Source organism: Actinoplanes sp. NPDC048988, from assembly GCF_043197815.1.
In the GTDB taxonomy this organism is placed as follows: domain Bacteria; phylum Actinomycetota; class Actinomycetes; order Mycobacteriales; family Micromonosporaceae; genus Actinoplanes.
In genome coordinates this window covers 468,352-481,903 of sequence record NZ_JBICTW010000001.1, presented here as the reverse complement: position 1 = coordinate 481,903, position 13,552 = coordinate 468,352, and the positions used below count along the sequence as shown (strand labels likewise).

Genomic DNA, 13,552 nt, shown 5'->3' with positions numbered 1-13,552 from the left:
GTCGGCCCGAGGCCGTTGGTCCCCGCATGCAGCACCACCCATCAGACCTGCTCGATGATCATGTGCGGGCGATCGGTCCCCGACTGCGCCTGGCGCTGACCGCCACGGCCGTCCGCAACCGTTCCCTGGACGCGCGGGTGCTGCTCACCCGGGCCGCGCTCGGCCCGCACGGCACCCTGGACGAGCTCGTCGAGGCCGCGCGGCGGGGCGACCGGCGCTGGCTGCGCCGGCGGCGCCGCAAAATCGATTCCCCGCTGGTCTCCGCGATCGCGCAGAGCCTGGTCCTCGACTCCGGGGCGGAGGACGCCCTGGCCGTCTTCGAGCTGGCCCGGCGGGCGCTCGGGGCGCGGGCGCTGTCACCGGCCCACCAGCTGCTGCACGTTCAGCTCGCGCTCGCCCACGAGGGGCCGGAGCGGGCGCGGAAGCTGCTGCGGCGCTACCGGAAGATCGGCGAGCCGGCCCGTAAGAGCCTGGTGGCCGATTTGCTCAACCCGTTCGTGGCCGACCGGGCGGCCGAGCCGTGGCACACCGCGTTCGGTTCGCTGCTGCCCCTGCCGGCGTTCACCCTCGGGGACGGGACCACGCCGTTCGACAGGCTCGTCCCGGCCGACGCCGGCAAGGTCGAGGGGCCCCATCGGATCTCGGTGGTGGTCACCGCGTACCGCCCGGACCAGGGCCTGATCACCGCGGTCCGCTCGATCCTGGCCCAGAGCTGGGCCAACACCGAGGTGATCCTGGTCGACGACGCGTCGCCGCCGGAGTTCGACGCCGTGCTGGCCGAGGCGGTGGCGCTCGGCGACCGGGTGCGGCTGCTCAAGATGCCGGTCAACGCCGGCACGTACGCGGCGCGCAACGCCGGGCTGGACGCCGCCGGCGGCGAGTTCGCCACCTTCCAGGACTCCGACGACTGGTCACACCCGCGCCGCCTCGAACTCCAGGCGCGGCCGCTGATCGACGACCGGCGGCTGGTCGCCACCACCTCGGACGGGCTGTCGGTCACCGACCAGCTGCTGTGCACCCGGCCCGGCGTGCGCAGCGGCCGGTTCAACCCCTCCTCGCTGCTCATCCGGCGCGGCACTGTGCTGCGGACGGTCGGCTACTTCGACCGCCTCCGCAAGGCGGCCGACTCCGAGTACATCGGCCGCATCCGGGCCGCGTTCGGGGCCGGGCGGGTCCGGCACGTCGACGCCAAGCCGCTGGCCCTGATCCGGTTGTCGGCCGGCTCGCTGTCGCGCTCCGAGATCCGTGCACAGTGGATGCACCCGGCCCGGACCGCCTACATGTCCGCCTATCAGCGCCACCACCAGCTCATCGCGACCCGCCGGGCCAGCGCCTTCCGCCCGGCCGACGGCGCCGACCGCCCGTTCCCGGCGCCGGACCACCTTGTCGGCACGGTCCGCGACCGCCGCTACGACGTGGTGATGATGGCCGACTGGCGTTTCCTGGAGAGCACGCAGCGCACCGCCCTGGACGAGATCCGGGCCCTCACCGCCGCCGGGGTGCGGGTCGGCCTCCTCCAGTTCGACTCGATGCGCGCGGTCTACCAGCGCCGGATGCCGGCCTGCGCCGGAGTCCAGGACCTGGTCAACGACGGCGTGGTCGACTGGCTGGCGTGGGAGGAGAGCGCCGAGACGGCCCTGGTGATCGTGCGGCAGGCCGCCGTCCTCCAGTTCACCGGCGGGCTCTCCAGCGGGATCAGCGCCGCGCGGGCGGTGGTGGTGGCCGATCGGGCACCGGCTCGATCCGACGGGACGGATCGGCGGTACGACCCGGCGATGTGCACGGCCGCGGTCCGGCGCCTGTTCGGGCCGGATCCGGTCTGGGTCCCGCAGGACGACGGGGTGCGGGCCTTACTGCGTACGGAAACCGCGCCGGTGAATCTGCCTGTCGCTCTCGCCGCGGCGGGCTGGGTGGCCGACCGGACCACGGCCGCGCCCGGACCGGCGATCGTGGGCACCGACCTGTGCGACGCCGCCTGCCGGCCCGAGGCCGCCGCCGAGAGCCTGGCCGTCTTCGGCCAGCTGCCCACCGCCGACGTGCGGGTCCGGCTGCCCGACCGGCCCGCGGGGGAGTCCGCGGTCGAACTCGCGCCGACCTGGCTCGGTTACCAACCGGCCGATCTGGGACCGCGCCCGTTCCTGCATCAGCTCGACTTCTACCTGCATTTCCCGCCCCGGGAGGCGGCCGAGTGGTACTCGCGGCCCGCGCTCGAGGCGGCGCAGACCGGCTGCGTCGTGGTCATGCCCGAGCGCTACGCGCCGTTCTACGGCGACGCGGCCGTGTACTGCGCCCGGTCCGAGGCCGAGCCGCTGATCGCGCGCTACCGGGCCGATCCGGCCCTGTTCGCCGAGCAGAGCCGGCGGGCCCGCGCGGCCGCCGCCCGGATCGGCGATCCGGTGGCGTTCGTCGACTGGGTCCGGCAGTCGCTGCCCCTGCCGGTCGCGTAACGGCGCGGCCGATGCCCGCGTTAGCCCGGTGTGTGGGCGACTAAGGAGATCATCAGGCGCCGGCTCCGGCGCCGGGCCCGGCGGTACGCGAACCGGCTGACCAGCCTTTCCCGGCGTCAGTGGGCCGGCCTCGCCGTCGTGCTGGCCGGTTCGGCCGGTGTGGCGGTGGCCGCGGTGATCGGCCAGGCCGCCGTGGCGACGGGCCTGCTGGCGCTGCTCCTGGCGGCCGTGCTGACCGGCGTCATCCACCTGTCCCGGCGGATCGGCCGGGTCAACCGGTCGACCCAGGCCGCCGTACGGGACCTCCGCACCGTCGTCGACCAGTTGCAGCGCCGGGTGATCGCCGCGGTCGAGAAGGAACGGCTGGCCGCCGGCGACCGGCACCAGGAGCTCACCGAGTCGCTGGCCCGGGCCGAACGCCTGACCGGCCGCGGGGCCGAGCTGCTGCTGCGCGAGCAGAGCCGGGAGATCGAGGCGCTGGTCCAGCTCTTCCAATGGATCACCCCGCGCGCGCCCATGCCGGCCGGCGTGACGCTCAACCCGTCCGACCTGCTGGGCCTGGTGCACATCGCCCGGGACCGGGCGCCGGCCACGACGGTGGCGCTGGGCAGCGGGCCCTCGACCATCTGGCTCGGCTACACGGTCGAGGCCCGCGGCGGCCGCCTGATCGTCGTCGACCACGAGAGGGGCCGGGCCGACCGTACCCGGGCACTGCTGGCCGAGCACGCGCTGACCTCGGTCGAGGTGCGGCACGCGGCGGTGGCCGAGCTGTCGGTCGACACGCAGGTGGTCGACTGGTACGACGTCGACGCGCTCGACGGTCTGCACGACATCGACCTGCTGGTGGTGGACGGCTCGATCGCGCCCGCCCCTTCGCAGGCGCTGACCCCGGCCCTGCACGTGCTGGGCCGCCGGCTCGCGGCCGGCGCCGCGGTCGTGGTGGACGAGTCGCCGGTGCCGCGCCAGGGCGGGTTCGGCCTGACCGCCCAGCGCCCGCTGCCGGGCCGCTGGGTGGCCCTGGCCGATCCACAGTCGACGGTCAGAGCCGGGTAAGGGCAGACAGCGCGACCCCCGCCGCGGGGGACGGCGGGGGTCGCGGTCGCGGTTGACGTCGGGGGAACGCCGCCGCGCGGTGCGGCGGGGGCCGCGCCGAGCTCATGCTCTCGTGCCCCTATGAATCGGCGGCGGGAGCGGCGGCTTGACGGTTCGGCGGGTGCCAAACCGTCACGGCTGCGTTGCCAGCACGGCGACCCGGTCGGCGTAGAGCTCGTGGGCGTGGTGGCGGCGGACGAACGCCGTGCCCCGCTCGGCCTGCTCGCGCAGGGCGCGGCGGTTGCCGTGCAGCATGCGCACGGTGTCGAGCAATTCGGCGGGCGCGCAGTAGACGGCGGCCTCGCCGAAGGCCTCGGCGTACCGGTGGGGCAGGACGGCGACGCAGCCGGCGGCCAGCGCGGCCAGCACGTCCGGGTCCGGGTCGGCCGGCTCGTCGTCCGCCGGCAGGTGCAGGTAGAAGTCGATCTGGTAGAGGAACGAGCGCGGGCTGACGTCGGCCGGGGAGTAGACGAGCCAGCTTCGCGGCGTCCCGAACCGGCCGAACGAGCGCCCGGCGGTGCCGGCCGAGTCGAGCAGCCGCACGTCCATCCGGCCGCTGTCCGGCAGCTCCTCGCGCAGGCGGCGCCACTCGGCCCGGCCGCCCCGGCAGCAGCGGCCGACCACCGGGCGGTCGGCCCGCGGGCCCCGGCGGTCCAGGCGCCACTGACGCGCGTCCAGGGTGCCGGGCAGGTCGAGGGAGGCCGCCTCGGCGGCCAGCCGCCGCCGCCCGTCCGGCCCGGCCGGTGCCCACAGCGGCCGCCGCCCGAACAGGCGCAGGGCCGCCGCCGCGGCCGGTTCGACGACCTCGGCGTCCTCGATCACCACCCGCTGGGCCCGGACGCCGCTGGGCAGGTCGGGCGCGTGTTCCAGCACCCGGGCCGTGCGGGCGACCACCAGCCGCGCCCGGACGTCGTCGGTGAGCTCGACCTGGGTCAGCTCCCGGGCGTTGATCAGGCGTTGCACCGCCGGGTCGAGGTTGCGCGGCCCCTCGCGCAGGTGGGCCAGCACGTCGAGCTGGAGCAGGGCGGCCCGCAGGCCCCGGGCCGCGAGCGCCCGCAGTTGCCCGATCCCGGCCACGCCGGCGCCGCCGGCGGTCGTCCAGTCGCCGGCCAGCACCACGTCGTACGCCTGGGCCCCGCTCTCGCCGCGCAGCCGGCGCGGCGCCACCCAGCCGGTGGTTCGCTCGGCGTGCGCCGTCTCGTAGGCGGACCGGTACGACCGGCGGGCCGGGTCGACGAAACCCACGGGGTCGTCATCGCCGGAGCGCCGGATCAGGGTCAGCGCCTCGTCGAGGTGACGGACCGGCCGGTGCCGCGCGAGGTACTCCTCGTCGGCGCCGATCCGGATCGGGTCGAAGTAGCCGGCGCCGCGGCGGACCATCGGCGACGACAGGTCGGGCGACCGGAAGCCGGTCACGCCGGGCCGGGTGAGGACCAGCTCCGGCGTCACCCGGACGCCGGACGGGACGACCGAGGTGACCGCCTCGTCGGCGAGCAGCGGCGCGACCTGCTTCTCCAGCCGCAGCGGGTGCGACCAGCCGGTCTCGTCGTGGAATGTCACGAAGTCGCCGGTGGCGGCGTCCAGGCCGGCGTTGCGGGCCGTGTAGGCGCCGCCGGTGGCCACCATCCGGATCACCCGGACCCGCGGGTCGAGGGCGGCCACCCGGCGCAGGACCGCGTCGTACGAGGCCGGCGAGCCGTCGTCGACCACCAGGATCTCGTGGTTGGTCCAGGTCTGGGCGGCCAGCGAGCGGACGGCCGTGAGCAGCCGCTGGTCGGGCCGGTGGGTGGTGACGACGGAGGTGATCCGTCGGGGGTGCCCGGTGCGCTGGGCCGGTCGGGCGGCGAGCCGGTCGAACGGCGAGCCGGCGCCGTCGGCCACCGACACCGTGGGAACGACCTGCCCGAGGTCCCAGGGACCGTTGCCGCCGGCGTACGGATTGTTCAGATCGAGGCCCAGACTCAGCCGGATCTGCGGATCGATGTCCGAATAGGACGCCAGCAGTGCGGCGGCCGAGGCGTGGGCGCCGGTGGCGTACGCGACCTGGCAGTGCAGTCCGTGGAACTCCGGGTCGTTCAGCCCTTCGAGCAGGGTCAGCGCGGTGGCGAGGTCGTCCGGCCGCAGGTTCTGCAACGCGATCACCCGGGCCAGCTCCCCGGTGAGGCCGGCCCGGGCGAGCGGTTCCCGGGCGGCGACGGAACGGGCCTGAAGGGCGGCGACGGCGAGGGGGTGCATGGCGGGCGTCCTCCTCAGGGGGCGAATTGTCCGTATCGCACCTTAGTCGCTTCTCGTTGACCCAGCCGTGTACGACGTCGCCATCCTGTCCGACCTGCGGTGTCCGGGCGGCAACTCGGCGAGCATCGTGGCCGAGGTGCGGGCCCAGGCCGCGGCCGGCCTGCGGACCGTCCTGATCCACGTGCCGTCACCGGATCTGCGGCACGGCCGGCCGTTCCAGTCGCGGATCGTCGCCTGCCTGCGCGACGGCCTGGCCGACCTGGCCCACGACGACGGCACCGAGATCGAGGCCAGGGTGTTGCTGATCCGGCAGCCCGGGATCTTCACGCGGGACCTGGCGGCGCCGCCGCGGATCCGGGCCGGGCACACGATCGTCGTCCTCGACCGGGCGCCGGAGGACGAGGCCGGTGAACGGGTCGAGCGCTACTTCGGCAAGGACGTGGTGTGGGCGCCGATCAGCGCCCGGGTCCGCGACAGCGTGGGACCGCGGACCGCGCTGACCGGCACCGACTGGCACGAGATCATCGACGTCGCCGACTGGCAGGCCGAGCGCCGCCGGAACGCCGTGCCGGTGATCGGGCGGCCCGGCCCTGAGTGGCCGCACGACCCGGAAGAGTTGCTGCGGGCCTACCCGGACACGCCGGACGTGCGGGTGCGCTTCCTCGGTGGCGGCGAGATCGCCGTGGGCCGGCTCGGCCGCCGCCCGGACAACTGGGAGCTGCTGGAGGTCGACGCCGAGTCCCCGCGCGACTTCCTGGCCACCCTCGACTTCTTCGTCTACTTCCACGATCCCGATCTGGTCGAGACGTTCGACCGCACCATCCTCGAGGCCATGGCCAGTGGCGTCCCGGTCATCGTGGGGCCGCGTTCGCGGGCCGTGTTCGGTGAGGCGGCGCTGTACACCGACCCGTCCGGCGTACGGGATCTGGTCCGCCGCCTGCACGCCGACCGCCCCGCCTACGACGCCGTGGTCCGGCGGGCGCGTGCCTTCGTCACCGAGCAGTTCGGCCGCGCGTCGCACCTGGCCCGGCTCGCCTCCCTCGGAGTGATGCCCCGCCCGCGCCCGGCCGGCCCGCCTCCGGTGAGCCCGGCCCGGCCGGCCCGGCGGGTGCTGTTCGTGGCCGACGACATCGCGAAGGTCCGGGCCATCGCCCGCCGCCTGCCCTCGGGCCTGGAGGCCGTCGTGGTGGCCGGCTCGGCCGGCCTGCCCGAGGCGCACGCGGCCGGGCTGCTCACCGAATACCTGCCCGCAGCGGCCGAGCTCGGCGTCTGCGAGCAGCGCTGGACCGGCTTCGTGCGGGACCGCCTGCGGCACCTGATCGAGCTGTACGGCCCGCGGGCCGTCCTCGTCGGCGGGGTGCCGCACGACGGCATCGCCGCCGCCGTGGCCGAGAACACCGGTCCACGCTGGCTGTGGCTGCGCCCGGCCATGTGGAAGCGCGGCACCGGCGGCGAATGGGCCGCCCGCGGCGCCCTGTTCGCCGGCATCCTCGAGCCAGGCGAGTTCGCCGCCGCCGGTGACGAGGGCTGGACCACCACGGCACGGTCCGGAGTGAGCACAGTGGACCCGATCACCGACCTGCCGCCGCGCCCACGGCGCCGCCCCCGCGACCGGACGCTGCTCTGCCGCGGCGTCGAGGCCAGCCTGCCCGGGTTCCGGGTGGTCACCGCCGGCCCGGCCGAACTCGGCGAGGTGGCGCTGGCCGTCTCCCGCGCCGACTACACGAACTTTCACGAGCTGCTCGGCGCGGCGGTGCCCACGGTCTTCGTCCCCGACCCCCAGGCCGGCGACGACCAGCTGGCGCGGGCCCGCTTCGCCGCCGCGGCCGGCGTGGCGGTCTGCGCGACCACCGACGACGAGGCGGCCGAGGCGCTGGAACGGCTGGCCGGCCGCGACGCGCGCGAGGCGCTGAGCCGGCGCTGTGCCGAGATCTCCCTCGGCCACGGCGCGGCCGACGCGGCCGCCTGGGTGGCCCGGCACACGGCGGTGGGGGCCCAGGTTGGATGAGCTCCTGGCCCGTTGGGAGGTGGCCACGCTGACCGGGCGGCTGCGCTGGGTCGAGGACGAGCGCGACGCCGCCCTGCGCGAGCGTGACCGCCACCGCGACCTCGTCCTCGCCCTGCGCCGCAGCCGCTCCTACCGGCTCGGCCGCACCCTGGTCGACCTGGCCCGCGACCCGGTGCGCTTCGGGCCGGTGATCGCCCGCCGGGCCGCCCGGCGGCTGCGGCACGGACCGGCGCCGCGGCCGGTGCCCCCGAAACCGGTGGCGCCGCCCGTGCCGGCCCGGGTCTACGTCGCGATCGGGCTGTCCCGGGCCGACTCGCAGGCGCTGGTCCGGGCCCTGCGGCAGCGGATCCTGGTCGACGCCGACCACCTGCCGGTGGTGGTGACCGACCAGCCGGCACTGAACGGCCTGCGGGTGCCGGGCGTGGTGCTGGAATATCTGCCCGATCCGCGAACCTGGTCGCGGCACGACACCGGCGAGGGCTGGGAGGCGCTGCTGGCGGGCCGGATCGCGCAGCTGTGCCGCGATCACCGGGCGGCCGGTGCGGTGGTGATCGATCCCCGGGATCCACCGACGTTGGCGCGCCTGCTGGCGGCGGCCGCGTAATCTCCGGCGCGGCCGCTCGTTGGCGATGGCATGAGCGCCCCCACGGTCGATGCCCCGCCCGCCCCTCGCGTCGCCATGCGCTTCGTGGTCGAGGGGCCACCGGTCGGTGCGCTCTGGCGGCGGGCCCTGCTGCGGGCGGTGCTGGTGCCGTTGCCGGTGCTGGCTCCGCTGACGGCGCTGGCGCCGAGCCGCGACCACCGGTTCAACATCTACTGGCACGGCGGGTTGTTCCGCGAGAACCCGCTGCGCATCGTGCCGCACACCGTCGACTCGCTGCCCGGCTATCTGCGGCTGGGCAACTTCCGGCTCTTCGGCCGCATGCTGGAGAAGGCGCTCGACCTGGCCGCGTACACCCTCGGCGACGTGGCCGGCCTGCCGGCGAACGTGGCCTTCCGGCTCGTCTCCTTCCTGTCGGCGCTGCTGTTGTGCGTGGTGGCGCTGATGCTGGTGGAGAGCGTCGTGGCGCGGGGCCGGTTGTTCGGGCAGCCGCCGTCGGTGGCCGCGCCGGTGGTGCCGTTCGCCGTGGCCGCGGGTTTCGTGGCGGCCGGCGGATCGAGTCCGATCGTGCTCTTCGGCGGCCTCTACCTGGCCTCGGCGGCGCTGATGCTCGGCGTGGCGGCGGCGCTGTGCCGCCTGGTGACCTTCCGGCTCTGGTGGGCCCCGTTGCTCGTGCTCGGCGGGGCCGGGCTGGCCGCGTTCAACGAGATCGCCTACCTGGCGCCGCCGCTGGCCACCGTCGCCGTCCTCGCCCGCGGTCACCTGGTGCTGGGTCAGGGCCCGCGCCGGATGCTCACCTCGGCCCCGGCCAAGGCCACCGGCTTGCTCTGGGTGGGTTTCCTTCCGGTCTTCCTGGCGGTACGGGTCGTCATCCACCGGTACTGCGCCACCGGCCCCTGCTATCGCGGCTCCGACGTCCAGTTCGGCCCGGAGACCTTCGAAACCCTTCCGGTACGGGCGATCGCCTGGCTGCCGCCGCTGATGTGGCAGGCTGCCACACGCGGCCCGTGGCTGATCGGTCTCGTCCTGGTCGCCGCCGTCGTCGTGCTGATCCCGTTGGCCGGGCAGGCGATCCGCGACCTGCCACGCCTGTCCGCGGTGGACCGCCGGCCCGCGGCCGCGCTCGCGCTGGTCGCGGTCACCGCCGTGCTGCTCGCGGCCGGCATGGGTGCGCTCAACGCCGACGTGCAGAAGATGACCGTCTGGGGTCTCGGCTGGCGCGACTCGGCCGTCACCACCACGGGCGGCGGCCTGATCGTGGTGGCCGCGGTCCTGCTGGCGGCCCGGCGGCGGCGCTGGGTGCTGGTGGCGGCGGTCGTGCTGCTGGCGGGGGCCACGGCCGTGTCGGCGGCGGCCAACAAACGGCAGCGGGACACCTTCATGGCGAGCGTCCCGGCCCGGCTCTACAACCGGATCGCGGTCGAGATGGCCGACTTCGACCGCACGCCGGCCGGAGCCCAGCGGCGGTGCGCGCTGCGGCAGGAGTTCGCCGGCCTCTATCCCGAATCGTTGCGCCGGTTCGACGTGGCCCTGAACGTGGCCACCGAGCAGCGGGCCGGTGTGCCGTTCTGCGTAACCCGGTGAACGGGGGCCGCGTTGACGAAGGGACGGAGGGAGGCCGATGCGACGGCTGCGCAATTTGACACGGCGCCAGGCCGGGCTGCTGGCCGGGGCGGGCGTGCTCTGCGCCGCGGTCGGCGCGACCGCGCTGACCGGGTACGTCGGCGTCGCCCTCGCGGTCCTCGGCCTGTTCTTCGCCGTGCTGATCGGCGGCCTGCTGCTGCTCATCCGGCGCCTGGCCACGCTCCAGCGGGCCCAGCGCAAGGCGCAGGCCGAGATGCGGGCCGTGCTCGACCAGACGCAGCGGCGGGTGCTGGGCGCGATCGAGGAGCTGCTGCTGCACTCGGGTGACCGGCACCGGGAGTTGTCCGACGCCCTGGCCGCCCAGCAGCGCCGGATCGAGGCGCTCACGCCGAAGGGCCCCACCGGTGACGGTGAGGCCCTTGAGGCGGTCGGTCAGTAACCGAAGTCCTGGGTGTAGTACGGGTTGCCGTTGGCGGCGTAGGCGGCGGCGACGCCGACCGTGGCGGCCTTGCAGTTGAGGATGTTGGCGCGGTGGGCCGGGCTGGCCATCCAGCCCTTCACGACGTCGGCGCCGGTGCGGTAGCCGTAGGCGATGTTCTCGCTCAGCGGGCGCGGGTAGGCGGCCGCCTTGACGCGGGTGACGAAGCTCGAGCGGCCGGCGCCGGTGTGGCTGAAGGCGCCACCGCGGGCCATGTAGGCGCTGTGCCCGGCGGCCGCCTTGGTCAGGCGGGCGTCGACCGTGAGGGCCTTGCAGCCGTGCGCGGCGCGCTGCTGGTTGGTCAGCGTGACGATGTCGGCGGCCAGCTGGGTGGTGCTGGCGGCGGCGGCGTTGGCGGGCGACGCGAGCAGAACGATCGCAAACAGGGTGGCGGGGATCATGGCGATCAGGGCCAGACGCTTGGTGATCGAGGAGCGCATCGACTGCCTTTCGTGGGGTCCGCGCCGGCTTCTACCGCCGCGTTCACCGACCTAGTTCGGCCCGGATCCAGTGACGATTACCGTTGGCCGGGTGCGGTACCGGCGCTCTTCGGTTGCCGGACGGTTCGCCCCGCGTCACGGCCCGATTCCAAGATCGTTAGACAGCCCGTGACCGTGCACGACGTGGCCGTCCTGGCCGACTTCCGGCAACCCGGCGGTGCGTCGGCGGCCGTCGCGGCCGAGGTGCACGCCCAGGCCGAGGCGGGGCTGAGCACCGTGCTGATCCATGTGCCGGACGCCCGCGCCCACGACGGGTTCGGCTTCCGGCCCCGGATCAGTGACCTGATCCGTGACGGTGCGGCCACGCTGGCCCGCGACGACCGGCCGGTCGCGGCCCGGCTGCTGGTCGTCCGGCGCCCCTGGACCCGCCCGGCCGATCTGTCCGTCCGCGCCGAGCGGACGGTGCTCGTGGTCGGCCGTCCCCCGGTCGAACCCGCCGTCTACGAGCAGGCCCGCCGCTGGTTCGGGGCCGAGGCGGCCTGGGCGCCGACCAGCCCACAGGCGCGGGAGCAGCTGCTGCGGGTCGCGCCCGGGGTCCGGGTCACCACCACCGACTGGCACGAGATCATCGACGTGGCGCACTGGTGGCGCGACCGCGACGGCTTCGTGGCCGACGAGCCCGTGGTGGGCCTGCGCGGGCCGTTCCCGGTCGACCTGGGCGACCTGCGAGTGCGGTGGTTCGGCGACAGCTCGCCCTTTCCGCACTGGGAGATGGTCCCGTTCGGCGCCGAGCTGCCCGGCGAGTTCCTGCGCACCCTCGACTTCCTGGTCGACTTCCAGCAGACCTTCTCGCGCTCGGCCCTCGAGTCGATGGCGGCCGGCGTGCCGGTGATCGTGGGAGAGCACCTGCGCCCGTTTCTCGGCGGGGCCGCGCTCTACTCGTCGCCCGGCCGGGTGGCCGGCCTGGTCCGCGAGGTCTACGCCGATCCGGACCGCTACCGCGGCGTGGTCGGCCGGGCCCGCGAGTTCGCCGAGCGGCACCACGGCCACCGCTCCCACCTGGCGCGGCTCGCCCGCTACGGCATCCGGCCCCGGCTCAACCTGCCCGGCCCCCGGCGGTCGGCGCGCCCTCTCATCGCCCCGCCCCGGCGGCTGCTCATGGTCGGTGACGACGACGCGAAGGTGAGCACGGCGATCGCCCGGCGCCTGCCGAGCGACCTGGCCGCCGTCATCGCCGCCGGCGCGCCCGGGGCCGCGCTGGCCCACGCGGAGGGCTTCCTCACCGAGCGCCTGCCGTCCCGGGCGGCGCTGGGCGTCACCGAGGCACGCTGGAACCGGCTGGCGTACGACCGCCTCAACCACCTCGTCGAGGTGCACGCGCCGGAGGTCGTGGCGGTCGACGGCGTCCCGTTCGAAGGGCTCGCCCGGCTCGCCCGCGAGCGGGCCGACCTGGTCTGGGTGTGGGTACGCCGGGCCCTGCCGCCGCGCCACCCGGGCGCCGAGTGGGACGACGTCCACGTGCTGGAGCCGGGTGAGTTCGCCGCCCTCGCCATGGCCGACGAGGCGCGCGCGCACCGGGTCGACCCGATCACCCTGTTCGACCCGGGTGAGCTGTCGGCGCCCGAGGCGGCCCGCGCGGAGCTCGGGCTCGGCGACGGGCCGCTGGCCCTGGTGTCACCCGGCGTCCCGCCGGGCATCGCCGAACGCCTGGAACGACACGGCTTCCGGGTGGTCCGCGACGAGCCGCCCAGCCGCTGCCTGCGGGCGTTCGACCTGACTGTGAGCGGGGCCGGTTACGACGCCTTCCACGAGCGGCTGGCCTACGGGATCCCCACGGTCTTCGTGCCCGGCCGGGACGGCCAGCAACGGGCCCGGTTCGCGGACGCGGCCGGGGTGGCCCTGACCGTCGAGGATCCGGAGCCGGACGAGCTCGAGGAGGTGCTGGAGGCCGCGGTCCGGCCGGAGGTGCGGGCCGCGCTGACCCGGCGCTGCGCCGAGCTGACCTTCGGCAACGGCGCGCTGGCCGCCGCCACCTGGCTGAGCGGGCTGCGCGCCCGCGTGAGGAGCTGAGCGTGACGCTCGACACGATGGACCGGGCGCGCTGGGAGCTGGCCGCGATGGCCGGGCGGCTGCGCTCGCTCGAGGCGCGGCTGGTCGAGGAGCGGCGGCTGGCCGAGGCGTACCGCAAGGAACGCGACCGCGAGCGCAAGCGGGCCGACCGGCTGGAGCTCGGTCCGCTGTCATGGCGGGCGGCGCTGCGCTGGTGGCACGGGCGGAACCGGGCCGGCGCCCGACCGCCGGCCGGCCCGGGCTACGCGCCCGTCGCCGCCGTGCGCCCGCCGGTCCACCTCTACGTGGTGCTCGGCCTGGACGCCGCCGGGGTGCACGACTTCGTGCTGACCCTGCGCCAGCGGTTGCTCGTCAGCCCGGACCACCGCCCGGTGGTGATGACCGACTGCGTGTCCTACCCGGCCGGCGACCACGGCGTGCTGCTCGAATATCTGCCGGACCGGGCGACCTGGGAGCGGCACCGGCCCGACCGATCGTGGGAGGACGTGCTCTCCGAGCGGCTGACCCGCCTCAGCCGCGACCACGACACCGTCCGTACCACGATCGTCGACCGCGCCCGGCCACCGACACTGGCCGAGCTTCTGCGGTAAATCGCAA

General features: G+C 75.4%; 10 protein-coding genes. 8 read left to right on the top strand and 2 right to left on the bottom strand.

Features of this window, described 5'->3' with window-relative positions; genetic code table 11:
- Positions 1-26: 26 nt before the first annotated feature.
- Together ACGFJ7_RS02315 and ACGFJ7_RS02310 are read left to right on the top strand one after the other, a co-directional pair.
- Positions 27-2,447 carry a glycosyltransferase family 2 protein gene (locus tag ACGFJ7_RS02315; RefSeq protein WP_392640358.1) on the top strand — a complete coding sequence of 807 codons (2,421 nt, stop codon included), beginning with the start codon at positions 27-29 and terminating at the stop codon, positions 2,445-2,447.
- 30 nt (positions 2,448-2,477) lie between these two features.
- Positions 2,478-3,500 (top strand): class I SAM-dependent methyltransferase, encoded by a 1,023-nt coding sequence (locus ACGFJ7_RS02310; protein ID WP_360242073.1) that lies wholly within the window; start codon positions 2,478-2,480, stop codon positions 3,498-3,500.
- A gap of 171 nt (positions 3,501-3,671) precedes the next feature.
- On the opposite strand, the gene ACGFJ7_RS02305 is transcribed toward ACGFJ7_RS02310, so the two are convergent.
- Entirely contained in the window at positions 3,672-5,774 is a 2,103-nt protein-coding gene (locus ACGFJ7_RS02305) for a glycosyltransferase family 2 protein (protein WP_392640355.1), read from the bottom strand.
- Between the two features lie 67 nt (positions 5,775-5,841).
- Here ACGFJ7_RS02305 and ACGFJ7_RS02300 point away from each other — a divergent pair, with 67 nt between their 5' ends.
- From ACGFJ7_RS02300 to ACGFJ7_RS02285, 4 genes are read left to right on the top strand one after another with little or no spacing between them, the layout of a single operon-like run.
- On the top strand, positions 5,842-7,782 hold the full coding sequence (locus ACGFJ7_RS02300) for a glycosyltransferase (RefSeq protein WP_392640353.1): 1,941 nt from the start codon (positions 5,842-5,844) through the stop codon (positions 7,780-7,782).
- A complete protein-coding gene (locus ACGFJ7_RS02295) occupies positions 7,775-8,386 on the top strand; it encodes a hypothetical protein (RefSeq protein ID WP_360242064.1) in 612 nt (203 codons plus the stop codon). Before ACGFJ7_RS02300 ends, ACGFJ7_RS02295 begins: the two co-directional genes overlap by 8 nt.
- A 30-nt stretch (positions 8,387-8,416) precedes the next feature.
- Positions 8,417-9,967, top strand: a complete 1,551-nt coding sequence (locus ACGFJ7_RS02290; RefSeq protein ID WP_360242061.1) for a hypothetical protein — start codon at positions 8,417-8,419, stop codon at positions 9,965-9,967.
- A gap of 37 nt (positions 9,968-10,004) precedes the next feature.
- Positions 10,005-10,406 carry a hypothetical protein gene (locus ACGFJ7_RS02285; protein WP_360242058.1) on the top strand — a complete coding sequence of 134 codons (402 nt, stop codon included), beginning with the start codon at positions 10,005-10,007 and terminating at the stop codon, positions 10,404-10,406.
- Here the strand turns inward: ACGFJ7_RS02285 and ACGFJ7_RS02280 are convergent.
- Positions 10,400-10,885 carry a CAP domain-containing protein gene (locus tag ACGFJ7_RS02280; RefSeq protein WP_360242055.1) on the bottom strand — a complete coding sequence of 162 codons (486 nt, stop codon included), beginning with the start codon at positions 10,883-10,885 and terminating at the stop codon, positions 10,400-10,402. The genes ACGFJ7_RS02285 and ACGFJ7_RS02280 overlap by 7 nt on opposite strands.
- 168 nt (positions 10,886-11,053) lie before the next feature.
- On the opposite strand from ACGFJ7_RS02280, the gene ACGFJ7_RS02275 reads away from it, so the two are divergent.
- Positions 11,054-12,955, top strand: a complete 1,902-nt coding sequence (locus ACGFJ7_RS02275) for a glycosyl transferase (RefSeq protein ID WP_392640348.1) — start codon at positions 11,054-11,056, stop codon at positions 12,953-12,955.
- A 2-nt stretch (positions 12,956-12,957) separates the two neighbouring features.
- Complete coding sequence (locus ACGFJ7_RS02270) at positions 12,958-13,545, top strand: hypothetical protein (protein WP_392640345.1); 588 nt, start codon at positions 12,958-12,960, stop codon at positions 13,543-13,545.
- Positions 13,546-13,552 lie beyond the last annotated feature (7 nt).

Coding starts and splice junctions, on each gene's coding strand:
- ACGFJ7_RS02315 (WP_392640358.1), top strand. CDS start 27: ATGCAGCACCACCCATCAGACCTGCTCGATGATCATGTGCGGGCGATC.
- ACGFJ7_RS02305 (WP_392640355.1), bottom strand. CDS start 5,774: ATGCACCCCCTCGCCGTCGCCGCCCTTCAGGCCCGTTCCGTCGCCGCC.
- ACGFJ7_RS02290 (WP_360242061.1), top strand. CDS start 8,417: ATGAGCGCCCCCACGGTCGATGCCCCGCCCGCCCCTCGCGTCGCCATG.
- ACGFJ7_RS02285 (WP_360242058.1), top strand. CDS start 10,005: ATGCGACGGCTGCGCAATTTGACACGGCGCCAGGCCGGGCTGCTGGCC.
- ACGFJ7_RS02280 (WP_360242055.1), bottom strand. CDS start 10,885: ATGCGCTCCTCGATCACCAAGCGTCTGGCCCTGATCGCCATGATCCCC.